Here is a 25,198-nt window from a genome sequence, read left to right on the forward strand (position 1 = left end):
CCAGAAGGACTTCTTTAATGAGAAACATCGAACTGCGTCATACGTCCCCACACTTGCTCTCGGGCCGCAGTCTGAAAAACATCGTGCCGGGCGTCGTTCTGGCGTTACTGGCCACACCTGTACTGGCGGCAGAACAGAGCCAGGGTAACGTCTTAACACTGGGCGGAGGCGTTGATGTCGCGCCACGCTACTCGGGTTCGGATAAAAGCCGCGTCAGTGCGGCGCAGGTGGTGGATTACATCATGGCAAACGGCTTCTTTATCAGCACCACGCGAGGGATTGGTTACGGCAACAACATCGGCAACCTGGATTACAGCGCCGCAGTGAGCTATCGAACAGGCCGTAAAGATAAAGACGTGAGCAGTGATTCGATCAGCTCCGGCAGCGATTACCTTCGGGGTATGGGCGACATCAAAGGCTCGGCCATCGTTGTGCCTGGGCTGGGGTATAAGGTGACCGACTGGCTTCATCTGCAGCTGCAGGCTGAGGTTCCGGTTTCTGAGAGAGACAACGGTGAGGCGGTGCATTTCGGTATCATCAGCCCGCTCTATACCTCACCAAAAAATGAGGTGACGCTGGCGCTGACAGGTAGTTGGGGATCCGACAAGTATATGCAGACGTACTATGGTGTCAGTTCCGCCCAGTCGAGCGCATCGGGATTTGCCCGACATGACGCCGGAGCCGGTATTTATGCCTGGTCGATGAATCTGGACTGGACCCACAGGCTCACCTCGCGCTGGAGCGTGCTGGCCTCAGCGGGTGCAACGCAGTTGACGGGGGATGCGGGTGATAGTCCCATTGTTCAACGCAAAACGTCGCCCACGGGGAGTTTGAAGGTGACGTACAGTTTTTGAGGGTTGGTTTCTTATGGATATGAGCGCGCAATAGCGATAAATTCGAGCCGCCCCGGGAAGTGGCGGACGGGCGAGGAGTGGGCGTAGGTCCGCTCTGAGCGAAAAGCGGACGCTGACCAGGACACCTAAGTTATGCTCAATGAAGACAAATAATGTTACTGCATCAAATTATCGAAATTGAATTGCAATCAATGTGCCATCTCAAATGTCACATCAATATTACCCGTATGCCTGAAAATCCCAACTCCAGAATGGATACGACCCACTTTCTGAAGGTTACCTATCCGTTCATTGTTCTGTTCGTACATGATGACGAAGCTGTGGCGGGGAGCCCAGTAAACAATATCGCCCACTTCATAACCGCTGGTCTGCGTTTCGTTTGCCGGCAGGGCATCCGGGAACCGGTAGCACATTTCCCGTCCGTAAAGATCTTCCATGGGCAGCGTCAGCGGAAAGCGAGAGACCAGCGCCCGGGTAGTGGCATTGTCATAAAATGTTGCCGTCATAACCTGGTCACCTGCGGTGATCTTGACCCGGATACCTTCGGCCTCGGCACCTAAAGATGAGAATGAAACAGCCGTCAGGGAGGCCAGAGCAAGCATGAATGGTTTGAACATAAAACTCTCCATTGTTTTTATATTTTCATGAATAACGGCACTAAAGCAGTGCCGTTCAGAAACATTATTTATCTGATTTCAGATTGGTGTTAAAGAATGAGACCAGCTTGTCCCACGGGATGAGTTCAGTGCGGTCATACAGGTCGATACGGTTAGCGCCCTTAATCTCCACAAGTTCCTTCGGCTCTGCGGCCATTTTGTAAGCTGTATCGGTATAGGTGCGGGATGGTGCAGCATCACCCACGACAAAGAGTATTGGTCGCGGTGAAATGGACTCGATATCGATAAACGGATGGAAGTTCATGAATTTCGCATAGGTCGCCGGTGTTGAGCGGCGATTGTTAGATGCCACCTTACCGCGCTCCGTCTGATAAAAGTCATTGGACTCTTTACCTTCGATGAACACCGGATCGTTCTGCCCGGGACCATAAACGGGTTGCCCGGTTTCAGCGGTTTTGTAGCGTTGTTCTGCTGCAATCGCCAGGTCCTTGTTTCTCATTTCCACGGTCCGCTCATGGTTCAGACCGGTACGGAAATATTCGCCCATGTCGTACATGCTAACGGTGGCGAGCGCCTTGATGCGGGGATCCATTTTTGTCGCGGCGATGGCAAAGCCGCCGCTACCGCAGATACCTATCACGCCAATTTTTTCACGATCCACAAATGCGCGCGTTCCGAGGAAATCAACTGCAGCGCTGAAGTTTTCTGCATACACATCAGGCAGCACGGCCCCGCGCGGCGTACCCGCACTCTCACCCCAGAAAGACTGGTCGAAGGACAGTGCAACAAAACCGGCCTCCGCCATTTTTGTTGCGTAGAGGTTAGCAGCCTGCTGTCTTACTGCAGCAAAAGGATGGCCGACAATAAGGGCGTCATATTTTTTACCGGCTTCCATATTGCGGGGAGTAAATAACGTGCCGGTAACTTCCATGCCGTAAATATTTTTGAATTTTACGGTTTCAGTCTTCACTTTATCGCTTTTATAGAAATTATCCGCACCGTGGGACATATCGGCTGCGACGGCTGTATTTGCCCCCATACCCAGAGCGACGCTCAGAATTGCCAGCGCGGCCAGGGTTTTTAATTTCCCTTTTGAATGCAATTTCATATTACCTCCTGAATTGGACAACGATATCAAGACTAACGGAGTGAAACATCCGGAGAACAATAAACCTCCGGACAGCAGGACCTTTTCAGGCCGGATTTTGTTTGGTCTGGCCCGGGCGTTTTAACAGCAGGAATGCCACTATGGCCGTGGAGAGCACTACCAGCGCGCCGGCCAGGAAGATTGCGTTCAGCCCCAGATGTCCGCCTACCCAGCCAAGGGCGGGGCTACCGATTGCCATCGCCACGTCAAGAAATGCCGTGTAGATCCCCATCACCATGCCGCGGTTCTGGGGCGTTGAACCACTGATGGCTTCGATACCGAGACCCGGGTAAACCAGCGAATATCCAAAGCCAGCTAATGCGGCACCGACCGTCGCAATCAGGGACGTGCCGGCAAGCCAAATAAGAAACAGACCAGCGGCCTGGACGAGCACAAATATCAGCGCAATGCGGGCACCGCCAAAGCGATCCGGCAGATGGCCCGCAACGGTACGGGCGACAATCAGCGCGACGCCAAAGGCGGTGAATGCCATCCAGACGGGCTGCCAGTGCATGGCGCTGTAATAGAGCGAGCTGAAGGCCAGAATGGTGCAGTAGCCCGTGCTGGCCAGTGCCGCGCCCAGGCCGGGTAACCAGACCGCGTGCATGACGGAGTTAAAGGAGGCTTGTGCTGCATGGGGATGAGGCGGCACGGCGGGCATACGGGCGAGATACGCCAGTACCAGCAGCGGAAGCAGGAACGTCAGTAATGCGATCGCCTCAAAGCCGAAAGCATCAAATAACAGCGTCCCCACCGGTCCGCCGAGAGCCATAGCGGCAAACATCGCGGTGCCCACCCAGGCGATAACCTTACCTGCATGCTCCTTATCCACGAGGGCCAGACCCCATGCCACGGCACCGGTAATGATGAAGCTTTCCGCCCCTCCAAGGATCGCGCGCCCGGCAAGCAATACACTCACAGACAGTACCGGCATGCCGACGAACCAGAGCGACACCTGATACAGTAGCCCTGAAACGGCAGCAGCGATGAGCCCGGCCACCACGCCCTTTTTGGCGCCGCGCCTGTCTGAATAACTCCCGGACCACACCCGGGAAATCAGCGATGCCGCAAACTGTGCCCCGGCGACCAGGCCCACGATAAACGTCCCGAAGCCCAGGTCATTTTTGACATGCAGCGGCAGGACGGGAAGTGCCACACCAATAATAATAAAGCCGACCAGTACCGCAGCCATTACCGGCATCAGCGCTGCGAAAACCCGGGTGCCGGAGTTATTGTGAGAAAGTTTTACAGGCATTTAATACAGCCCCTTACCTTTTAATGAACAGAATGTCGTTTACGTATTTCGTTTTTAGGGCACGATGTGGCCCGCAGAAAATTGCGGTTTGAATTTCCTGTTTACAAAGAAGCGTTAATTGATACAGCTCTTTTTATTTCCGGATGATAAAAACCATCCGGAAATAATGCAGGCGTCAGCTACCCGCCTGTTGATGGTTTAATAAACCTGCACGGTCGGCCGGAAAAGTATTTCGTTAACATCCACGTCGTCAGGCTGGCTGATAGCAAATGCAACGACCCGCGCAAAAGCCTCTGCCGGGATCGCATTCTCGTAGGTTTTCGACATACCTTTCGCAATATCTTCGTCGGTGATGGTTTTAGTCAGTTCGGTATCTACCGCGCCGGGAGAAACAATAGTTGTGCGGATATTCCAGGGCTTCACTTCCTGACGCAGGCCTTCTGAAACAGCCCGGACGGCCCATTTCGTCCCCGCATATACGGCACCGCCGGGTCCAATTTTGTGTCCGGCTACTGATGACACGTTGATAAACTGTCCGGACTTCTGCGCTTTCATATACGGCAGCGCGGCGGCAATACCGTAAAGTACGCCCTTAATGTTCACGTCGATCATCCGGTCCCATTCATCCACCTTCAGCTTGTCAAGCATGGAACTCGGCATTAAGCCGGCGTTATTAATGATAACGTCAATACGGCCGTGCAACTCTACCGCCCGGTCAACAAGGGACTGGACCTGTGCACGGTCCGTCACGTCGGTGCGGAGTATGGCTCTGGCATCCAGTCCCAGTTCGCCGGCAAGTTGCTCAAGCTTCTCCATACGGCGCGCCCCAAGAACCACCTTTGCGCCCAGTTTCGACAGGTGTCGGGCTGTTTCTGCTCCCAGGCCGCTGCTGGCACCGGTGATGACGATGATTTTGTTTTCGATACCCTGAGACATACTGTCCTCCTGTAAAGAATGGTTATTTCGACTCACGCTGCTCAAACACCGTTTTGAAAACCGGCGCTGCTGAGAAAGCATTGGGCCACCCGGCATAATACGCAAGGTGACTCAGTGCGCCTGAAGCCTGCTGCCGGGTCAGGCCGTTATCCATTGCCCGGTTAAGGTGCGGCGGAATTTGCTGTACCTGCCCGTTTGCAATCAGGGCAGACACGGTCACCAGACTTCTGTCCCGCGGTGCGAGCCCGGGACGCAGCCACAATTCCCGGAAAAGCACGTCGGTGGTGTCGCTGACAAGCCCCGGCGCCGCGCTACCGATACTCTGTTCCACGCGTGCAGCGCGAGCTGTTTCAGCTTTTTCATCGATCGGCAGCAGCGCCTCCTCCGCGCGAGGAAGCTGTTCAGCGTTAATTCCTTTTTGCAGGAATATCTCTTTCGTTACCGCTGCGGCCGCAATGGCATTGCTCCAGCCGGCATAGAACGCCAGCTGCGTGAGGGTCTCGGAAAGCTCAGCCGGCTTAACACCGTTTTTCAGCGCCAGCTCCAGCTGCTCCGGTAAAAGCACGGTCTGATTCCGGGCAATAACCGCTGCAACGGTAACGAGGCTGCGATCACGTGGCGACAAATCCTTTCTTTTCCAGAGGTCTCCTGCCAGCCTGGTGCTCGCATAGCGTTCGAGTGCGGGAGATACTGCCTCTATGTCGGTGTCTGACAGCGGGCCCCGCTGTGCCCCCGTTTCTGCAATGGCGCCAGCCGATCCGAGAGAAAGCGCCAGCGCAACTGCCGTTGAAGTTTTCATCTGACCTCCGGATTACTGATACTGTTCGTCGGAGACGGGCTCCTGCCAGTCCACGTTTTTACCGTCCACCATATACGTCATGGCCAGATGGCTCATGGGGGACGTCGCCGTGGCGCCATGCCAGTGGCGAACGGTCGCAGGGATCCAGACGACATCCCCAGGGGCTATATTCTGACGAGCCTTACCTTCTTCCTGAATCCAGCCTTTGCCTGCCGTGACGATCAGCAACTGCCCGGCGGGATGGGTATGCCAGGCCGTGCGCGCACCTGGGGCGAAATCCACCTGGCCCAGATTGGCACGCGTGGACTCGTTTGGCGGCAACAACGGGCTGACAACCGCATGACCCGAGAAGTTATCGGCCTTGCCGACGACAGAAGGGGTCTGCCCGTTACGACGGATTTCAATACTTTCGGCAGAAACCTGGGTGGCACCCAGTACGGACATGGCTGCTGCAGCAATAATCGCTTTCATCTTTCACCTCGCTGGTTACTTTCGGCTAAATGGCGTGTCTGCTTACGTTAAGTCCACAACAAAACGGTAACGAACGTCTTTTGCTTTGATTCGCTCAAAGGCGCGATCTATCTGGTCGGGCTTTATCAGCTCGATATCGGCCACAATGTTGCGGCGGGCACAGAAATCGATGAACTCCTGAGTTTCTGCCATGCCACCCATCAGTGATGCTGAGACCTGCCGACGCTGAAGCCACAGCCCGGAACCGCGGACGTCTTCTATCGGTTCACGGGCTCCGACGATGACGTAGGTACCATCCAGGCGAAGCATACTGGTAATCGGATGAGTGGGGACGCTCGTCGGCACCGTTGATATAAGAAAATCAAACTGGTTCGCATAAGGCTTCAGGGCGTCAGGATCGTTCCAGACAACAGCCTCCCGGGCCCCCATTTTTTTCGCGTCCGTGACTTTTCCTGGAGTGGTGGTGAATACCGTAACATCAGCCCTGCGCGCGACGGCCAGCTTGACGGCCAGATGCCCCAGTCCGCCCATACCGATCACCCCGACTCTCTGCCCGGCCTCTACCGACCAGTGCTGAAGGGGTGAAAAGGTGGTGATGCCTGCGCACATTAACGGGGCCGCAGCGGCAAGGTTCATTCCCGGTGGGATGCGAACGGTGAAACGTTCGGGGATCACCACACGCTGGGAAAAACCGCCATAGTTATAGCCGCCCGAAATTTTATCCGGCGAGTTGAAATTCAGCGTCCAGCCTTTCAGGCAGTACTGTTCCAGATCGTTAACGCAGTTCTCGCATTCCCCGCAGGAATCAATCATGGCACCGGCACCCGCAATATCACCCGGCCGGAATTTCGTCACGGCGCTTCCGATGGCGGCGACACGCCCGATGATCTCATGCCCCGGTACACAGGGATAATTGGTGGCCGGATAGGGTGGTCCCCATTCCTGCCTGGCGATATGGATATCTGAATGACAGATAGCACAGTACATAATGTCGATGAGGACATCGTTCGGACGAAGTGCCCGGCGGGAAATTTCCAGGGGGAACAAATGGCCCCTCCGGATTCCGGTTGCCCCAGGCACGAACACGCCAGGGTCCATTACCTGCCTGAGCGGCAGATTCCTGTGCCTGTACCTTTCCCGGCATGACCGCCAGCGTTGATGCTGCAGCAAGGCCGGCCCCGGCCATCAGAACCTTTCTCCGGGTCGGGGACGCTGGCGCGTCCGGATGACTATTGTCTTCACATTTTCCGCACATCATTAACCTCCGTTTATCTGCCGTCTTGTTTCATAGATTATTGGCGCATCCGCAATCCGGATTGTGGCATCGGGAATGCTGACGTTTTTATTGCATTACAGTCGTCAGGCCTGATTAATTAGTGAACGGAAGAAAGTATATCGGAGGACTTATTAAGTGATTAGAGGGTAATATGAGATTGAAATTATAAGGAGGGCTTCTTAATGTCCGATCAGAATCTTAATGACCTTGCTGCCTTTATGGTGGTTGCAAAGGAGCAAAACTTCACACGCGCGGCAAAACGGCTGGGTGTTTCACAGTCCGCGCTGAGCCAGACGGTCCGCGGGCTGGAGGCGCAGCTGGGCCTCCGGTTGCTCAACCGAACCACCCGGCGTGTTGTGCCCACAGAAGCCGGAGAGCGGCTAATGACCTCCGTCGGGCCGCAGATTGAGGATATCCAGCGCCAGTTGATGGTGCTGAGTGAGCTACGGGATAAGCCTGCGGGTACGATACGGCTTACGGCAACAGAGTATGCAGCAGAGTCAGTTCTGTGGCCAGCGGTATCCCGCCTGGTAAAAGCATACCCGGATATTAAGGTTGAAATCCTGACGGATTACGGTTTGACTGATATTGTAAGAGATCGCTTTGATGCCGGAGTGCGACCCGGTGAAACCATTGCAAAGGATATGATTGCCGTTCGTATCGCGCCTGATATGCGGATGGCAGTTGCCGGTTCTCCAGCCTATTTCATTGACAGGCCTGCTCCGGTGATACCTCAGGAGCTTACCGAGCATTGCTGTATCAATCTTCGTCTCTCGGGGCATGGGGGACTTTATGCGTGGGAATTTGAGAAAGACGGGCGAGAACTGAATGTGCGGGTTGACGGCCAACTGGTCTTCAATACCGGAAGTATGATACTCAGGGCAGCGCTAGAAGGGCGGGGTCTTGCTTATCTGCCTGAAGGGCAGCTGGAACCTTATCTGTCATCAGGACAACTGGTTCGCGTTCTGGAAGAGTGGTGTGAACCTTACTCCGGGTACCATCTATACTATCCAAGCCACCGCCAGCCAACGCCAGCTTTTAGCTTGCTGGTTGATGAGCTACGCTATTCAACTCGCAAACAGTTATAAGATAATAAAGAGCAGCTTCTAAATTAGAGTTTAGATGGTAAATGAATGTCCGCTTCTGGCACAAAGCGGACCCTCTGTTTCGGGCATTAAGTTCATCAACTTTGCCCAAATACGTGATTAACCAACTCCCATCTAACCAGCCTTTCCTGAGCACCACCACAGTGCACCCGCCCCGCACCGCCTCCCCAAAACAGTGAAACCAAATCCCCACCATTCTCCAGGCCCCTAATAAACCTCAAAAAATATTCCTGGCACACCCTTTGCAATCACTACAAGCGAAGGGCAGCACCACACAACATGAAAATAGCTGGCTAGGGTTCCGGTTCACTGAGGTGAATGGCTGGTCCAAGAGCTGGCGACCTCTGAGAGGTTACACGGCGGGACAAAAGCCCGGGAGACAGCAGCACCAGACGGTGTCGCGCTGCCCCCCTTATTTTGTGCCACTCAGAGGTCAAGCATGAAGAAAACGCCATTACTCCGCTCTCTTATCCTGTCGCTGGCGATGCTGGTCAGTCTCCCCACCTTTGCGTCCGTCAAAAAAGAGTTCAACGTCTGCTGGACCATCTACGCAGGGTGGATGCCCTGGGGCACCATCAGCACCAGCAAGATCATCGATAAGTGGGCCGATAAGTACGGCATCAAAATCAACGTCGTGCAGCTCAACGACTACATCGAATCCATCAACCAGTACACCGCCGGCCAGTTTGACGGCTGCACCATGACCAACATGGATGCACTGACCATTCCGGCAGCGGGCGGGGTGGATACCACGGCGCTGATCCTCGGCAGCTACTCGGAAGGCAACGACGGCGTGGTGCTGAAAGGCGAGGGCAAAACCCTCACCGACCTCAAAGGCATGAAGATCTATCTGCCGGAGCTGTCCGTTTCCCACTATCTGCTGGTGCGCGGGCTGGAGAAAGCCGGGCTGGCGGAGAAAGACGTCACCGTGGTCAACACTTCGGATGCGGATATCGTCTCGGCCTTCAACACCGCCAACGTGCAGGCCGCCGTGGCCTGGAACCCGCAGCTCTCGGTCATCAAAGGCACGCCGAAAACCACCGAGGTGTTCAGCTCCTCGCAGGTGCCGGGCGAGCTGATCGACATGATGGTGGTCAACAGCGAAACCCTGAAAGACAACCCGGCGCTGGGTAAAGCGTTGACCGGCGCGTGGTACGAGATGATGGGGCTGATGAAGGCCCAGGATGCGAACGCCCTGAATGCGATGGCTGCAGCGTCCGGCACCGATCTCGCCGGCTATCAGGCGCAGCTGAAAACCACCCACCTGTTCTACACCCCGCAGGACAACATCGCCTTTGTCACCTCGGCAGATCTGGCGAAAACCATGCAGCGTGTAGCGGCGTTCTCCTTCGATAAAGGGCTGCTGGGCGATGGCGCGCAGAGCGCCGATTTTATCGGCATGAGCTTCCCGGGCAACGTGACCCAGGGCGATGCCAACAACGTCAAACTGCGCTTTGACGACAGCTTCGTGAAGATGGCTGCCGCGGGCCAGCTGTGATGAGTGACGGAGTCTCCATGCGACAAATAAATCGTCATCCCACCCCGGGCATGCGGCTGATGCTGGTGATGCTGCCCTTTGTCCTGCTGCTGGCCGCGTACTTTTTCGGCTCGGCGGTGCGCCTCGAGGCCAACCCCCAGGACAAGCTGCTGCCCGGCCTCCAGCAGATGCTGGATGCGATCTCGCGGATGGCCTTTACTCCGGATAAACGCAGCGGCGAGTACCTGTTCTGGGTCGATACCCTGGTGAGCCTGGCTCGTCTGCTGGTGGGGCTGTCGATCGCCTCGCTGATCGGCCTGTGCATCGGCGTCACCGCTGGCGTGTTCCCTCTATGGCGCGCGTCGCTCTCGCCGCTGATGACGGTGCTGTCGATGGTGCCACCCCTGGCGATTTTACCGGTGCTGTTTATCGTCTTCGGGCTGGATGAGCTGTCAAAAGTGATGCTGATTGTTATCGGCATCACCCCGATGCTGGCCCGGGATCTGGAGCATCGCGCCTGTGAAATCCCGCCGGAGATCCTGATCAAAGCCCAGACCCTGGGGGCCAACAGCTGGACGCTGGTGCTGCGGGTGGTGCTGCCGCAGCTGCTGTCGCGCCTGCTCACCTCGCTGCGCCTGCTGCTCGGTTCGGCCTGGTTGTTCCTCATCTCGGCGGAGGCGATTTCCTCCACCGCCGGGCTGGGTTATCGCATTTTCCTCGTCCGCCGCTATATGGCGATGGACGTGATTATCCCCTACGTCCTGTGGATCACCCTGCTGGCGTGGCTGATGGATCTGGCTCTGCGCCAGCTGCATAAAACCTGCTTCCCGTGGGCAGAAGGAGGGAAAGCATGAGTTTTATCACCATCAACAATATCTGGCAGGAGTACGGCGACCATGTGGTGCTGGAGCGCCTGAATCTGCAGATCAACGAGGGCGAGTTCTGCTCGATGGTCGGGGCGTCCGGCTGCGGTAAATCGACCTTTCTGCGCCTGCTGCTCGGGCAGGAGACGCCGAGCCGGGGCTCAATCACTTTGGACGGTAAACCTCTGACCGCCGAACCGGACAGCCGCCGGGGCGTGGTGTTTCAGCGCTACTCGGTCTTTCCGCACCTCAGCGTGCTGGATAACGTGGCGATCGGCCTCGAACTGCCGCAATCCCCGCTGTTCGGACGGCTGTTTGGTGCGAAAAAACGCACCGCCCGTGAGCAGGCCGCGCAGATGCTGGAAAAGGTTGGCCTCGGCCATGCCCTGGATAAATATCCCGCCCAGCTCTCCGGGGGGGATGCAGCAGCGCCTCGCCATCGCCCAGGCCTTTATCATGCAGCCCCGCGTGTTGCTGCTGGACGAGCCCTTTGGCGCGCTGGATCCCGGCATCCGCAAAGACATGCACGCGCTGCTGCTGCAGCTGTGGGGCGAAACCCGCATGACGGTGTTTATGGTCACCCACGATCTCTCCGAAGGCTTCAACCTCGGCACCCGCCTGCTGGTGTTTGACAAGGTGCGCCTCGATCCGCAGGCCCCGAACGCCTACGGGGCGCGCATTACCTACGACATTCCGCTCAACGAGACGCGGCTCTCCAGCCTGAGCGGTTCGGCTCCCGACAACGTTTATGCCTTAAGGGGTTAACACTATGACGACGACTTTACGTGAAGAGATCCTGCCGGGCGGCGGCCACCTCTCGTTTGTACTGAAGCGCGGGCAGATCCTGCGCATGACCGACCTCGACGGCGGGGCGAACGTCAGCCTGATGATGCTCAACCCGCACGAGAAGAGCGAACGCCTGAACCTGCCGGACACCCTGAAGGGCCAGCACACCGCGCGCCTGACCGCCGGGCACTGCTTTTATTCCGATATGGGCCGGGTGCTGGCGGGCATTACCGCCGACACCAGCGGCTGGCACGATCCCTTTGGCGGCGTACTCAATGCCGCCGAAGTGACGGAAAAATACGGTCAGGGGCGCTATCAGGAGCTGCGCAACGGCTTCTTCCGTAACGGCACCGACAACCTGCTGGTGGAGATGGGCAAGTGGGATCTGAACCTCGAAGATCTGCTGATGGTGGTCAACTTCTTCAGCAAAGTGACCGTGGATGACCACGGGCAGTTCAGCTTCCACCGCGACCACTCACAGCCGGGGAGCTACGTCGAGCTGTTCGCGCCGATGGACACATTGATGGTGATGACCGCTCTGCAGCATCCGATGGATCCCTCCACCGAGTATGCCCCGCGTCCGGTGCAGCTGAGCTGGCGGCAGGCAGAGGACGAGGAGGGGGCCCTTAACGCGCTCCTCACGCGCCCGGAAAACGGCCGCGCCATCACCAACACTCAACTTTTCGCCCTGTAAGGAGCCGTAAGATGACTAATGTCCGCGAAAAACAACCTCAGGAGGCGAGCTTCCGCCACGTGATCCCGGCGGGCGAGCCGTACCTGTTTGAAGTGAAAAAGGGCCAGACCCTGCGCCTGCTGGATCTGGAGGGTAATCAGGCGGTGGATACCCTGTTCTATAGCGCCGATAACCCACGCGAGCGCTACGACGCCCAGCGCACCCTGCGTCGGCAGAACAACGCCTATCTGACCAGCGGCAGCGTGCTCTACTCCAACCTCGGCAATCCGCTGCTGACCATCATGGCCGATACCTGCGGGCGGCACGATACGCTCGGCGGGGCCTGCGCCCAGGAGAGCAACACAGTGCGCTATGCCCTCGACAAACGCCATATGCACAGCTGCCGGGACAACTTCCTCTGCGCTTGTCTGCACGATGGCCGCCTGCAAAAGCGCGATATCGCGGCCAACATCAACTTCTTTATGAACGTGCCGGTCACCCCGGAGGGCGGGCTGACCTTTGCCGACGGCATCTCCGCGCCGGGCAAATACGTCGAACTGCGTGCCGAGTGCAACGTCATCGTGCTGATCTCCAACTGCCCGCAGCTGAACAACCCCTGCAACGGCTGGAACCCGACCCCTGCGGAGGTGCTGGTATGGAACTGACGACCACCCGCTGGCAGCGCCTGCGCCAGATGCTTTACCGCCTGTTTGAAGTGCGCGCCGGACGGATCCTGCCGTAAACGCTTTTTCCCCGTGGACGACCATGCGGTGAGCCAATTTTCGGCGGGACGACCCGCCACGATTGAGTCTGAACTATGTTGACGAAACTCCTGATTGCCAACCGCGGGGCGATTGCCTGCCGCATCCTGCGCACGCTGCGCGCCATGAACATCGGCGGCGTGGCGGTCTATTCCGAGGCGGATATCAGCAGTCTGCATCTTCGCGAGGCCGACGAGGCCCTGAGCCTGGGCGATGGCCCGGCGGCGAACACCTATCTGGTCAGCGACAAAATTATCGCCGCGGCGAAAGCCAGCGGCGCTCAGGCGATCCATCCCGGCTACGGTTTTCTCTCAGAGAACGCCGCCTTTGCCGAGGCCTGCGAGACCGCGGGCATTGCCTTCGTCGGCCCCACGCCGGAGCAGCTGCGCCTGTTTGGCCTGAAACACACCGCCCGGGCGCTGGCCAAAGCCCAGGGCGTGCCGATGCTGGAGGGCACGGAACTGCTGGCCGACGTGAATGAGGCGCTCAAGGCGGCGGAACAGGTCGGCTACCCGGTGATGCTGAAAAGCACCGCGGGTGGGGGCGGGATCGGCATGCGCGTCTGCTATACCGAAGCGGAACTCTTTGATGCCTTTGACGCCGTCGTGCGGCTGGGGAAAAACAACTTCAGCGATGCGGGCGTTTTTATTGAGAAGTACATCGAGCGGGCGCGACATCTGGAAGTGCAGCTGTTTGGCGACGGTCAGGGGGAGGTGATTGCTCTCGGCGTGCGGGACTGCTCGGTGCAGCGACGCAACCAGAAGGTGCTGGAAGAGACGCCCGCGCCGAACCTGCCTGAAGGGATGGCGGACGCGCTTTGCGCGGCGGCAATTAAACTTGGCAAAGCGGTCAACTACCGCAGTGCGGGCACCGTGGAATTTGTCTACGACAGCGACGCCGCCCGGTTCTATTTCCTTGAGGTGAATACCCGTCTACAGGTGGAGCACGGCGTCACCGAGCAGGTGTGGGGCGTGGACCTGGTGCGCTGGATGATTGAGCTGGCGGCCGGAACCTTGCCTCCGCTGGTCGCCCTGGCGGAAAATCTGACCCCTGCGGGCCATGCCATTCAGGCCCGGCTCTATGCCGAAGATCCGGGCCGTCAGTTCCAGCCTTCGCCCGGGCTGCTCACCGAGGTGGTGTTCCCGGCGGATGACCGCCGCAGTCTGCGCATCGACAGCTGGGTAGAGTCCGGCTGTGAGATACCGCCATTTTTCGATCCAATGCTGGCGAAGATCATCGCCTGGCAGCCCACGCGCGACGCGGCCATTGATGCCCTGCACGCCGCCCTGGGCGAAACCCGCCTGTACGGCGTGGAGACTAACCGCAGCTACCTGCAGCAGATTTTAACCTTTGCCCCGTTCGCCAGCGGCGAGCCCTGGACCCGCTGTCTGGAAGGACTGACTTATCAGGCCTCCACCCTCGAGGTGCTCAGTCCAGGAACGCAAACCACGGTACAGGATTATCCCGGGCGCATCGGCTACTGGGCGGTCGGCGTTCCCCCCTCAGGGCCGATGGACAGCCGGGCGCTGCGTCTCGGCAACCGCCTGCTGGGCAACGATGACCGCGCCGCGGCGATGGAGATCACCCTCAGCGGCCCGACGCTGAAATTCAACTGCGATGCCCAGCTGGTGGTGACCGGGGCGGAGATCGCCCTCACGCTGGACGGCGAGCCGCTGGAGAACAACCGGGTCTTTAGCGTGCACAGCGGCATGACGCTGCGGATGGGCGATATCTCTGGCGACGGCGTGCGCAGCTATCTGTGCCTGCGCGGCGGGTTTAACGTCCCGGATTATCTCGGCAGCAAAAGCACCTTTACCCTCGGGCAGTTTGGCGGCCACGCCGGACGCGCCCTGCGTACCGGCGACGTGCTGCACGTTTCGCCGTTAACCGCGCCCTGCCCGGAGCAGGTGCTGCCCCAGACCTTGCGCACCACCCTGAATGCGGTGCGCGAGCTGCGGGTGATCTACGGCCCGCACGGCGCGCCGGAGTACTTCACCCCGGAATATATGCAGACCTTTTTTTGCCACCGCCTGGGAAGTGCATTTCAACTCCAGCCGCACCGGCGTGCGCCTGATCGGCCCTAAACCCGAGTGGGTGCGCGACAGCGGCGGCGAGGCGGGGCTGCATCCGTCGAACATCCATGACAACCCCTATGCCATTGGCGCGGTGGATTTTACCGGCGATATGCCGGTGATCCTCGGCCCGGATGGCCCGAGCCTGGGCGGGTTTGTCTGCCCGGTCACCATCATCGAGGCCGATCTGCACGCGGTCGGGCAGCTGAAAGCGGGCGATAAAGTACGTTTTGTTCCCGTCGACATCACCACCGCCCGACGCCTGGCGCAGGCGCAGGAGGCGCAGATCCTTAGCCTGCACCCGCAAAACGTTGACTGGCAAACTACGGAAATCGCCTCGCCGGTGGTGCTGGAGCAGGGGCAGTCCGATAAACGGCTGGTGGCGCGACTTTCCGGCGACACCCATCTGCTGCTGGAGATTGGCGATCCGGAGCTGGATTTGGTCCTGCGTTTTCGCGCCCACGCCCTGATGCAGGCTCTGGAGTCGCGGACCCTGCACGGCGTTACCGATCTGACCCCGGGGATCCGCTCCCTGCAAATTCACTATCAGCCGGAGGCGCTCAGCCTGACCGCGCTGCTGGAGGTGGTCGTGGGGTTGTGGCAGGGCGTCTGCGAGCAGGATTCGCTGGAGGTGCCGTCGCGCGTCGTCTGGCTGCCGCTCTCCTGGGACGATCCGGCCTGCCAGAAAGCCATCGACAAATACATGACCACCGTGCGCCGGGACGCACCCTGGTGTCCGAGCAACCTCGAGTTTATCCGCCGCATCAATGACCTGGCGAATGTCGACGAGGTCTACAAAACGGTGTTCGACGCCAGCTATCTGGTGATGGGGCTGGGGGATGTCTATCTCGGCGCGCCGGTGGCGACGCCGCTGGATCCGCGCCACCGTCTGGTCACCACCAAGTACAACCCGGCGCGCACCTGGACGGCGGAGAACTCGGTGGGCATCGGCGGGGCCTATCTGTGCGTCTACGGCATGGAGGGGCCGGGCGGTTATCAGTTTGTCGGGCGGACGCTGCAGATGTGGAGCCGCTACCACGCGGTAGAGGATTTCGGCGGCAAACCCTGGCTGCTGCGCTTCTTCGACCAGATCCGCTTCTACCCGGTCTCCGCCGACGAGCTGCTCACCATTCGCCGCGACTTCCCGCTGGGGCGCTACCCGCTGCGCATCGAGCACACCACTCTGAAGCTGGCGGAGTACCAGCAATTTCTGGCTGACGAAGCCCAGGGTATTGAGGCGTTTCGTACCCATCAGCAGGGGGCGTTTAACGCCGAGCGTGAGCGCTGGATCGCCAACGGCCAGGCGCATTTCGACAGCAGCGACGTGCTGGCGGAGGAGGGCGAGGATGCCCCGCTCAAGCCGGGACAGGCAGGCATTGACAGCCCGGTCTCCGGCAATCTGTGGCAGGTGAGCGTTGAACCTGGCCAGCAGGTCCGCGAGGGCGATGTGCTGGTGGTGCTGGAGTCGATGAAGATGGAGATCCCGCTGGTTGCCTCGCAGGACGGGGTGGTCAGCCAGGTGCGCGTTCAGCCGGGCTCCCCGGTGCGCGCGGGTCAGTGTGTGGTAGTTCTGGAGAAAACAGCATGATGCATCCCTATGATTTACGTCTCGATGTCCTGGTGCAGGCCTACCGCGAGGGCCGCTTCACGCCGCGGGAGGTCATTGCCACCCTGCGCGAGCGGGCGCAGGCGCTGAACCCGGAGTTCAATGCCTTTATTTATCTCCTCACGTCCAAAGAGCTGGAGCCCTATCTGGCCGCGCTGGAGGGCGAATCGCCGCAGACCAAGCCGCTCTACGGCGTGCCCTTTGCCATCAAGGACAATATCGATCTGGCGGGCATCGTCACCACTGCCGCCTGCCCGGCGTTTGCCTACCGGGCAGAGCAGGATGCGACCATCGTCGGCCAGCTGATTGCGCTGGGAGCTATTCCGCTGGGCAAAACCAATCTTGACCAGTTCGCCACCGGCTTAAACGGCACGCGCTCGCCCTATGGCATTTGCCGCAACAGCGTCAACGCGGAGTATCCGGCGGGGGGATCCAGCTCGGGCTCGTCGCTGGCCGTGGCGCTGGGGCTGGCCAGCTTTGCTCTTGGCACCGACACCGCCGGGAGCGGGCGCGTGCCGGCATCGCTCAATAACCTGGTCGGGCTGAAAGCCACCAAAGGGTTAATCTCCACCGCCGGGGTGGTGCCAGCCTGTCGCACCCTCGACTGCGTGACCTTCTTTACCGCCACCGCCGCCGAGGCCAGCCAGCTGCTGGCCCTGACGGCGGTAAAAGATCCGCGGGACGACTACAGCCGGGCTAACCCGGCCTGGAACGGGGCGCAGGCGTTCGGCGCACCCGAAAAAGGTTTCCGCTTTGGCGTGCCGGACCGGCTGGAGTTTCTTGGCTGCAAGGAGAGCGAGGCACTTTATCATTCTGCAAAAAACCGCTTAATCGCGCTGGGCGGCATCCCGGTGACCATCGACTTCGCCCCGTTTTTAGCGGCGGCAACGCTGCTGTACGACGGCCCGTGGGTGGCGGAGCGTTATCACCTTGCCGGGACGTTAATTGAGCAGCAGCCGGAGGCGGTGCTGCCGGTGATCCGCGATGTGCTGCGTAAAGCGCCCGGTACCGGTGCGGTGGCGGCGTTTGATGCCCAGTACAAACTCCAGCATTTCAAAACCCTCTGCGACGGGATCATGGCGGATCTGGACTGTGTGCTTACCCCGACCTATCCGCGCCCGGTCACCCTGGCCGAGCTGGCGGAGGAGCCGGTAAAACGCAACTCCGAGCTTGGCGTCTATACCAACTTTATGAACCTGCTGGACTATGCCGCCGTGGCGGTACCCGCAGGGTTTATGGCGAATGGTCTGCCGTCAGGCGTGACGCTGTTTGGTCGGGCATTCACCGATCAGTATCTGCTCAGCCTGGCCGGGGCGTTACAACGTCACCAGCAGCTGGCCCTGCCGGGCGATCGTCAGATTCAGACAGCTGAGCCTGCGACGACAGCCACTCACGATCGACTGTCGGTGGTGGTCTGCGGGGCGCATCTGGACGGGCTGGCGCTGAACCACCAGCTGCGTCAGCGGGGGGGCGACCCTGCGCGAAGCAACCCGCAGCGCGCCGTACTACCGGCTGTATGCTCTGGCCGACGGGAAACGCCCCGGCATGGTGCGCGACCGCGAACAGGGGGCGTCCATTGCCGTTGAGGTGTGGGAGTTGCCTCACGCCGAAGTGGGATCGTTTCTGGCCGGGATCCCTTCGCCGCTGGGGTTGGGCAAAGTTGAGCTGGAGGACGGGCGCTGGTTAACGGGATTTATCTGCGAGGAGTATGGTTTGCAAGGTGCGCGGGATATCACGTCGTTTGCCGGCTGGCGGGCATGGCTTGCCCACCAACGGTGAGCGAGCCATGCATAGCGTTAACGATAGAGCGGCTTCTCCGCCACCGGGATCAACAGCGTCGACTGCCAGTCGGCCAGCGTCAGCTGCGCCAGCTGTCCCAGCGCCTGGTAGAACGGGTGGTCCGCGTTTTCGACAAACACGGCGAGAAAACGGGTGCTCCACGGCAGCAAATGCCAGGCCAGGAGCTGATCCCGTTCCGCGTTCCGACCGGTCTCCGCCAGCCACGCGGCCAGCAGCAGCAGGGTGCCAAAGCGATCTTCCGGTTCGTTCTGCGCCATTTCAAAGGCGATGCCGTTGTCGCGCATCCACTGGCGCAGTGCCAGGGTGGAGTCGCCGAACAGCACCGATTCGCGATCCAGCCAGACCGATCCCCACGGCGGGGCGGGCAGCGCCCAGGGGCCGATAAACAGCCGCTGCCAGGCATCGGGAAGCGATTCGTCAGCCTGCTGGCGCAGGGCGTCGGCGATCGGGACTAACTGCCCGGGCGGCAGGGGCCAGTCCTGCTGCCAGTCGCCCTGGGTCAGGGCCGTCACCAGCGGGGCAGCCTGCTCGCTGTCCGGAGCGAAATAAAACAGCGCGCCCAGTACCCGGGCGGTAAATGCAAAACCTTCATTCATTACTGCATTCCTTGAACGGCGCGGGTTGCCCCGCGCTGACAAATTATCCGGCAATCGCCATGCCTACGGTCATATGCAGACCGTAGAAGACGCCACGGCCAATAAGCTCTCCGGCCACCACCAGCAGCAGGCCCAGCGTGAGCCCCAGTAAAGTGGGGACTTTTCGACGCACCAGTGCGCACAGCCAGCAGCCCAGCCCGGCCGCCAGCAGTATGATACGCCACACCTGCAGGGAACCATAATCCGGCACCAGGGCGTTGGCCTGCTGAACGGAACTGTGGATCGCCCCGAGATCGTGACTTTGCAGAACCACCACTGCCGCGCTGGCCAGCAGCGCCACCACCGGGATCCCCGCCGCCAGATGGGCATTAAAATGCGCCTTCGCCAGCCGCATCAGCAGGGCGGCAAACAGCGGGCCGCCGAGCAGCATCGTCAGGAAGAAATTCAGGGTGGTATAGCCGTTATGCCAGGTAGGAACCGTGTCAATCTGATACACGCGAGTCATCGCCCAGACAAACACCAGCCCCAGCACCATGCTCAGCACCAGCCAGATCTTCCCCAGCATCGTGGGCATTTTGCCAAGCACGGCCACTAACCACCAGAAGCCGCCGACGGCAAAGAACAGCGCTCCGCTGGCAATTTCGTTGCTCAGGCCGGAGGCACCGACGCGATTAAGGGAGTTAAAGGCGCGCAGCGGCGAGCCGAGATGCAGTACCGAGGCGACAAAACCTACCCCCATTACCAGCCCAAAAAAGAACATGCTCCGCACCAGACGATAGCGCACCACCGGGTCGTGTTGGCGGATCCAGGCTCCGCCTGCCACTATCAACGCCCCGACGACGCACTGACCGAACACGGTAAAAATGATCAGCGGCCATTCATGCCATCCATTTCCCATCTCACACCTCCTTCGGATTGGCCAGATAGCCGGTGGTATCACCCGTGGGTCGGCTGTTGGCATTGGGTTTTATGACGATACTCGGCTTCGTGAAGTGCGCCGACGGCAGCGGTGCAACCGCCGCCAGTTTGCCGTGTTTCTTGCGCAGCTCCTCAATCGGGCCGAAGTCCAGGGCCCGCAGCGGGCAGGACTCGACGCAGATCGGCTTGTGGCCCTCCGCCACGCGCTCGTGGCAGCCGTCGCACTTGGTCATATGGCCTTTGGCGGCGTTGTACTGCGGCGCGCCGTACGGGCAGGCCATATGGCAATAGCGACACCCGATGCAGACATCCTCATCCACCACCACAAAGCCGTCGTCGCGCTTGTGCATCGCCCCGCTGGGGCAGACTTTGGTGCAGGCCGGATCCTCGCAGTGGTTGCAGGCGATGGAGAGGTAGTAGGCAAACACGTTCTGCTGCCAGACCCCGTTGTCCTCCTGCCAGTCGCCGCCCGCGTACTCGTAGATGCGGCGGAAGCTGACGTCAGGGGTCAGGTCCTTGTAATCCTTGCACGCCAGCTCGCAGGTTTTGCACCCGGTGCAGCGGCTGGAATCAATAAAAAATCCATACTGAGTGGTCATCGGCTACTCCTTACGCCTTCTCGATTTGCACCAGATTGGTGTGCTGTGGGTTGCCCTTCGCCAGCGGCGACGGACGGTGGGTGGTCAGGGTGTTCATGCAGGCACCGTGATCAACGCGGTCGCCCTGCATATCCGCCTGATGCCACGCCCCCTGGCCCATGGCGCTAACGCCCGGCATGATCCGCGGGGTCACTTTGGCGGCAATGCGCACTTCGCCGCGGGTGTTGAAGACCCGCACCATGTCGCCGTTTTTAATCCCGCGCGCCTGAGCATCCATCGGATTGAGCCACACTTCCTGGCGGCAGGCGGCCTGCAGCACGTCCACGTTGCCGTAGCTGGAGTGGGTGCGGGCTTTGTAGTGAAAACCGAACAGCTGGAGCGGGAACTGGCCGCGATCGTCCGAGTCCCAGCCTTCGAAGGTGGAGGCATACACCGGCAGCGGGCTGATGGTTTCATCTTCCTTGAGCTCCCAGGTGCGGGCGATCTCTGCCAGCCGGCTGGAGTAGATCTCGATTTTGCCCGACGGGGTTTTCAGCGGATTGGCCTCGGGATCGTCGCGGAATTTCTTATAGGCCACGAAGTGGCCGTTGGGATCTTTCCGCTTATAGATACCCATCGCTTTGAGCGCCTCGTAAGAGGGGAGTTGCGGATCTTTGGCCACCATTTTGGCGTACAGATACTGCAACCACTCCGCCTGGGTGCGGCCTTCGGTAAAGCGTTGATGGATATCCGGCCCGAGGCGCTTCGCCACTTCGCTCATGATCCAGTAGATGGGTTTACGTTCGAATTTCGGCGCGGTCACCGGCTGGAGGAAGATCAGGTAGCCCATATTCCCGGCGTAGTCGTTGGGAATGATGTCCTCCTGTTCGACGGTCATCAGATCGGGCAGCAGCAGGTCGGCGTATTTCGCCGACGACGTCATGAAATTGTCGATCACCACAATCATTTCGCACTTACTCTCGTCCTGCAAAATGTCGTGGGTTTTGTTGATATCCGAATGCTGGTTGATGATGGTATTGCCGGCGTAGTTCCAGATGAACTTGATCGGCACGTCGAGCTTCTCTTTGCCGCGTACCCCGTCGCGGGTGGCGGTCATCTCCGGCCCGCGGGCGATGGCATCGGTCCAGCTGAAGCAGGAGATCTGCGTTTTGACCGGGTTATCCGGCAGCGGCATCCGCTCGATGGTGATGGTGTAAGTCGATTCACGCGCGCCGCTGTTGCCGCCGTTAATCCCGACGTTGCCGGTGAGGATCGGCAGCATGGCGATAGCGCGGGAGGTCAGTTCGCCGTTGGCCTGGCGCTGCGGGCCCCAGCCCTGGCAGATGTATGCCGGTTTCGCCGTACCGATCTCCCGGGCCAGCTTGATGATGCGGTCGGCGGGGATCCCGGTGATGGCCGCGGCCCATTCCGGGGTTTTCGCCGTAGCGTCCTCGCCGTGACCCAGAATGTACGCCTTGTAATGCCCATTTGCAGGGGCGCCTTCCGGCAGCGTTTTCTCGTCGTAGCCGACGCAGTATTTGTCGAGGAACGGCTGGTCGACGAGGTTTTCGTTAATCAGGACCCAGGCGATACCGGCCACCAGCGCCGCATCGGTGCCCGGACGAATGGGGATCCACTCATCTTCGCGCCCGGCGGCGGTATCGGTATAACGAGGATCGATGACGATCATGCGCGCATTCGAGCGTTCGCGCGCCTGCTCCAGGTAATACGTGATCCCGCCGCCGCTCATGCGTGTTTCCGCCGGGTTATTGCCGAACATCACCACCAGCTTGCTGTTTTCGATATCGGAGGTGCTGTTGCCGTCGTTACTGCCGTAGGTATAGGGCATGGCGCAGGCGATTTGCGCGGTACTGTAAGTGCCGTAATGGCTGAGGAACCCACCGTAGCAGTTCATCAGACGCGCCACCAGAGAGGCGTAAGGCGAGGAGCGGGTGATGTTGCCGCCGACAATTCCGGAACTGTAATTAATGTAGACCGCTTCGTTGCCGTATTTAGCCACCACGTCGCGCAGGCTGTTGCTGAGCAGGTCCAGCGCCTCATCCCAGCTGATACGTTCGAACTTGCCTTCGCCGCGTTTGCCGACGCGCTTCATGGGATAATTCAGCCGGTCGGGATGGTTAATTCGCCGACGGATCGAGCGCCCGCGCAGGCAGGCGCGCACCTGATGATTGCCGTAAATATCGTCGCCGGTGTTGTCCGTTTCGACCCAGTAGACCTCATCGTCCCGCACGTGCAGCCGCAGCGCGCAGCGGCTGCCGCAGTTCACCGAGCAGGCGCCCCACACCACTTTATCCGGGGCGGGTTGAAGCGAATCTTTGAGTGCGGCGGCGGCGGGACGTAAACCGAAGGGTAGTGACAGGCCACCGGCGGCCAGCGCAAGCGATCCGATGGCGGTAGATTTGACGAGGGTGCGGCGGCTGATCCCGCCGCTTTGCGCATTATCTGACATGGCTCACTCCATTATGTTCTTTGTCGAGGAACGTTTTAGCCGTAATTAAGATCAGGCTAATGGAGTGGGAGTGTTACCTATTAAGGGGGAGATAATATTAATGTATATCAAAACAAAGGGGATTCCCCCGCCTGAACGGGGGAGAGCGTTTACTGCGGCTCACGCGGTGCCGGGGCCTGATTGCCGCCGCCGCTGACCGGGTAGTTTCCGCTGCTGGTGCGGGTGTAGAGGATTTTCAGGGTGTCATTAGCGCAATGGCCAACCACTTCAGCGTCGGGTTTATCGGCCTGATCGTTCGGCACAATGTTCAGCATAAAGCCGCTTTCCGGAACGCCGTTGTTGATAATTCGCTGCTGAATATCGCTTTTGATCCGCTCGCAGTTATCGGGTGCCGCCAGCGCGGCCGGGGCAATGCCCGCCAGCAAAAGTGCAGTAATCCAGGGTAACCGTTTCATATCTGCCTCCTTACGACTGTGTGACTATAATAATAGCTAATGTAAACGGTTGTATTTGCTAATATGCCTGAGAATTTTCTCCATCTATCGGTAGGTCATGTGAATAAACACGCGCTTGTGCTTGTCCTGGCGGGTCTGTTGGTGGGGTGTGACAACACCACCGCTCCGCTGTCGTTTACGCCAGAGATGGCCAGCTTCTCTAATGAGTTTGATTTTGATCCGCTCCGCGGGCCGGTGAAGGACTTTAGCCAGACGCTTTTCAATGATAAAGGGGAAGTGGCGAAGCGAGTAAGCGGCACGCTGTCGGCAGAAGGCTGCTTTGATAGTCTGGAAATGCAGGATCTGGAGTCGAACTCCGGCATCGCCCTGGTGCTGGATGCCAACTACTATCTTGATGCCCAGACCCAGCAGAAAAAACTGCGCCTGCAGGGCAAATGCCAGCTGGCGGAGATGCCTGCGTCGGGCATTTCATGGGAAACCGATGACAACGGCTTTATCGTCAGCGCTCACGGAAAAGATATGGAAGTGAAGTATCGCTACGACACCGACGGCTACCCGCTGGGGAAAACCACCGTTGCCGGAGAGCAGCACCTGTCGATTACCGCGACTCCGTCGGCCGACAAGCGTAAGAGAATGGATTATACCGCCGTCAGCCTGCTGAATGATAAACCGCTGGGAAATGTGAAGCAGACCTGTCAGTACGACCGTCATAACAACCCGGAGGAGTGCGAGCTGGAGATTGTGGACGCGAGCGTGAAACCTGCGGTGGCGCGTAAGTACACCATTAAAAACAGTATCGAGTATTACTAAGCCCCGCGTTCGGCGGGGCTTTCGGGCAGAAATCAGGGGGCCACTGTGCGGCCGGTGCGGCGATCCAGACAGCGCAGGGTGTTCGGCTCCCAGTAGGCGTTGACGTTGGCGCTCTGCTGGCACTTATCCCGCGCATCAAAGGCCACATCCTCTTTATCCCACTCTTTCTCCGCGCGGGTATTCACCTTATGGCGTAGGTTGCGGGTGTCGTTCCATTGCTCTTTATCCATGGCGGCATTTTGACGGCTCTGGGCGCTGTCGCCGGATTCAATAATCAGTTTGCTGGTGTTGGCGGAGACTGGCGCAACGAAGACCGAGGCCAGCAGGGCAACCAGACAGAGGCGTGTGCTCATTTTACGCATAGCGATTTCCTTATGGATGGTGGAAATTCGAATTCCACCGCAGATTCTAAAACAGTCCATTTTGAGGGCAAACCCACATCAGGCATGTGGAAAGGATCCTTTCACATTCGGGTATGATAACGCATCACTCATCAGACAACGTTAAATATGTTTAAAACAACTCTGCTCTTTTTTTGCCACCGCGCTGTGCGAAATCATCGGCTGCTTTCTGCCGTGGCTATGGCTGAAGAAAGGCGCATCGGTTTTGCTGTTAATTCCGGCGGGCATCGCCCTGGCGCTCTTCGTCTGGCTGTTAACGCTGCATCCCGCGGCCAGCGGGCGGGTCTATGCCGCCTACGGCGGGGTCTACGTTTGCACCGCACTGCTGTGGTTACGGGTGGTGGATGGCGTTAAGTTAAGCCCGTATGACTGGGCCGGCGCACTGGTGGCGCTGTGCGGGATGCTGATTATCGTGGCAGGCTGGGGGCGCGCTTAAGCGCCCAATCTGTGATCAAACGGGGATTTTTCGAT

General features: G+C 59.2%; 21 protein-coding genes, 3 pseudogenes and 1 riboswitch. Of the genes and pseudogenes, 11 read left to right on the forward strand and 13 right to left on the reverse strand.

The genetic code is table 11. From position 1 onward, the window contains the following. Nucleotides 1–17: 17 nt before the first annotated feature. A complete protein-coding gene (locus tag AAHB66_RS10515; protein WP_347116168.1) occupies nt 18–854 on the forward strand; it encodes a MipA/OmpV family protein in 837 nt (278 codons plus the stop codon). Between the two features lie 188 nt (nt 855–1,042). Here the strand turns inward: AAHB66_RS10515 and AAHB66_RS10520 are convergent, their stop codons facing one another. From AAHB66_RS10520 to AAHB66_RS10550, 7 genes are all read right to left on the reverse strand, one after another. Then, nucleotides 1,043–1,471, reverse strand: coding sequence for a cyclophilin-like fold protein (locus AAHB66_RS10520; RefSeq protein ID WP_089598742.1), 429 nt, complete (start codon nt 1,469–1,471; stop codon nt 1,043–1,045). A 64-nt stretch (nt 1,472–1,535) separates the two neighbouring features. Beyond that, entirely contained in the window at nt 1,536–2,579 is a 1,044-nt protein-coding gene (locus AAHB66_RS10525) for an alpha/beta hydrolase (RefSeq protein ID WP_347116170.1), read from the reverse strand. A gap of 85 nt (nt 2,580–2,664) precedes the next feature. Next, nucleotides 2,665–3,873, reverse strand: coding sequence for an MFS transporter (locus tag AAHB66_RS10530; protein ID WP_347116171.1), 1,209 nt, complete (start codon nt 3,871–3,873; stop codon nt 2,665–2,667). Between the two features lie 198 nt (nt 3,874–4,071). Continuing rightward, nucleotides 4,072–4,809, reverse strand: coding sequence for an SDR family oxidoreductase (locus tag AAHB66_RS10535; RefSeq protein WP_347116173.1), 738 nt, complete (start codon nt 4,807–4,809; stop codon nt 4,072–4,074). Nucleotides 4,810–4,831: 22 nt separating this feature from the next. After that, entirely contained in the window at nt 4,832–5,608 is a 777-nt protein-coding gene (locus AAHB66_RS10540; RefSeq protein WP_347116175.1) for a carboxymuconolactone decarboxylase family protein, read from the reverse strand. Between the two features lie 12 nt (nt 5,609–5,620). After that, nucleotides 5,621–6,079, reverse strand: coding sequence for a cupin domain-containing protein (locus AAHB66_RS10545; RefSeq protein WP_347116176.1), 459 nt, complete (start codon nt 6,077–6,079; stop codon nt 5,621–5,623). 42 nt (nt 6,080–6,121) lie between these two features. Then, entirely contained in the window at nt 6,122–7,126 is a 1,005-nt protein-coding gene (locus tag AAHB66_RS10550; RefSeq protein ID WP_347116177.1) for an NAD(P)-dependent alcohol dehydrogenase, read from the reverse strand. A 411-nt stretch (nt 7,127–7,537) separates the two neighbouring features. Here AAHB66_RS10550 and AAHB66_RS10555 point away from each other — a divergent pair, with 411 nt between their 5' ends. The 8 genes and pseudogenes from AAHB66_RS10555 to atzF all read left to right on the forward strand — a co-directional run bounded on the left by AAHB66_RS10555 (nt 7,538) and on the right by atzF (nt 18,478). Continuing rightward, the gene (locus tag AAHB66_RS10555; protein ID WP_089598749.1) at nt 7,538–8,443 is read left to right on the forward strand and encodes a LysR family transcriptional regulator; all 906 of its coding nucleotides are present in this window, start codon (nt 7,538–7,540) and stop codon (nt 8,441–8,443) included. 300 nt (nt 8,444–8,743) lie between these two features. Continuing rightward, nucleotides 8,744–8,842: riboswitch (guanidine-I (ykkC/yxkD leader) on the forward strand. A gap of 58 nt (nt 8,843–8,900) precedes the next feature. Further along, on the forward strand, nt 8,901–9,959 hold the full coding sequence (locus AAHB66_RS10560) for a putative urea ABC transporter substrate-binding protein (RefSeq protein ID WP_347116179.1): 1,059 nt from the start codon (nt 8,901–8,903) through the stop codon (nt 9,957–9,959). A gap of 17 nt (nt 9,960–9,976) precedes the next feature. Further along, entirely contained in the window at nt 9,977–10,792 is an 816-nt protein-coding gene (locus AAHB66_RS10565) for an ABC transporter permease subunit (protein WP_347116180.1), read from the forward strand. Next, nucleotides 10,789–11,566: pseudogene (locus AAHB66_RS10570) on the forward strand (ABC transporter ATP-binding protein). The gene AAHB66_RS10565 and the pseudogene AAHB66_RS10570 overlap by 4 nt, the downstream one beginning before the upstream one ends. Nucleotides 11,567–11,570: 4 nt before the next feature. Next, nucleotides 11,571–12,281 carry an urea amidolyase associated protein UAAP1 gene (locus AAHB66_RS10575; protein ID WP_347116181.1) on the forward strand — a complete coding sequence of 237 codons (711 nt, stop codon included), beginning with the start codon at nt 11,571–11,573 and terminating at the stop codon, nt 12,279–12,281. 11 nt (nt 12,282–12,292) lie between these two features. Beyond that, the gene (locus AAHB66_RS10580) at nt 12,293–12,925 is read left to right on the forward strand and encodes an urea amidolyase associated protein UAAP2 (RefSeq protein ID WP_347116183.1); all 633 of its coding nucleotides are present in this window, start codon (nt 12,293–12,295) and stop codon (nt 12,923–12,925) included. Between the two features lie 152 nt (nt 12,926–13,077). After that, nucleotides 13,078–16,681: pseudogene (gene uca / locus AAHB66_RS10585) on the forward strand (urea carboxylase). Further along, a pseudogene (gene atzF, locus AAHB66_RS10590) lies at nt 16,678–18,478 on the forward strand (allophanate hydrolase). Before uca ends, atzF begins: the two co-directional pseudogenes overlap by 4 nt. A gap of 17 nt (nt 18,479–18,495) precedes the next feature. Here the strand turns inward: atzF and dmsD are convergent. From dmsD to AAHB66_RS10615, 5 genes are all read right to left on the reverse strand, one after another. After that, a complete protein-coding gene (gene dmsD, locus AAHB66_RS10595) occupies nt 18,496–19,095 on the reverse strand; it encodes a Tat proofreading chaperone DmsD (RefSeq protein ID WP_347116184.1) in 600 nt (199 codons plus the stop codon). A 43-nt stretch (nt 19,096–19,138) separates the two neighbouring features. Continuing rightward, on the reverse strand, nt 19,139–19,993 hold the full coding sequence (locus AAHB66_RS10600) for a dimethyl sulfoxide reductase anchor subunit family protein (protein WP_347116185.1): 855 nt from the start codon (nt 19,991–19,993) through the stop codon (nt 19,139–19,141). 1 nt (nt 19,994) lies between these two features. Continuing rightward, nucleotides 19,995–20,612, reverse strand: a complete 618-nt coding sequence (locus tag AAHB66_RS10605; protein ID WP_347115742.1) for a DMSO/selenate family reductase complex B subunit — start codon at nt 20,610–20,612, stop codon at nt 19,995–19,997. A 10-nt stretch (nt 20,613–20,622) separates the two neighbouring features. Continuing rightward, a complete protein-coding gene (ynfE, locus tag AAHB66_RS10610) occupies nt 20,623–23,061 on the reverse strand; it encodes a selenate/tellurate reductase subunit YnfE (protein ID WP_347116187.1) in 2,439 nt (812 codons plus the stop codon). A gap of 149 nt (nt 23,062–23,210) precedes the next feature. Then, nucleotides 23,211–23,516, reverse strand: a complete 306-nt coding sequence (locus tag AAHB66_RS10615) for a DUF1161 domain-containing protein (protein ID WP_103824474.1) — start codon at nt 23,514–23,516, stop codon at nt 23,211–23,213. Nucleotides 23,517–23,615: 99 nt separating this feature from the next. On the opposite strand from AAHB66_RS10615, the gene AAHB66_RS10620 reads away from it, so the two are divergent. Then, entirely contained in the window at nt 23,616–24,326 is a 711-nt protein-coding gene (locus AAHB66_RS10620) for a YnfC family lipoprotein (RefSeq protein WP_347116189.1), read from the forward strand. 32 nt (nt 24,327–24,358) lie between these two features. On the opposite strand, the gene AAHB66_RS10625 is transcribed toward AAHB66_RS10620, so the two are convergent. After that, nucleotides 24,359–24,688 carry a DUF1283 family protein gene (locus AAHB66_RS10625; RefSeq protein WP_347116191.1) on the reverse strand — a complete coding sequence of 110 codons (330 nt, stop codon included), beginning with the start codon at nt 24,686–24,688 and terminating at the stop codon, nt 24,359–24,361. A gap of 145 nt (nt 24,689–24,833) precedes the next feature. Here AAHB66_RS10625 and AAHB66_RS10630 point away from each other — a divergent pair, with 145 nt between their 5' ends. Continuing rightward, nucleotides 24,834–25,163, forward strand: a complete 330-nt coding sequence (locus AAHB66_RS10630) for a YnfA family protein (RefSeq protein WP_347116454.1) — start codon at nt 24,834–24,836, stop codon at nt 25,161–25,163. Nucleotides 25,164–25,198 lie beyond the last annotated feature (35 nt).

This window comes from Leclercia sp. S52 (assembly GCF_039727615.1).
Lineage (GTDB): Bacteria > Pseudomonadota > Gammaproteobacteria > Enterobacterales > Enterobacteriaceae > Enterobacter > Enterobacter adecarboxylatus_B.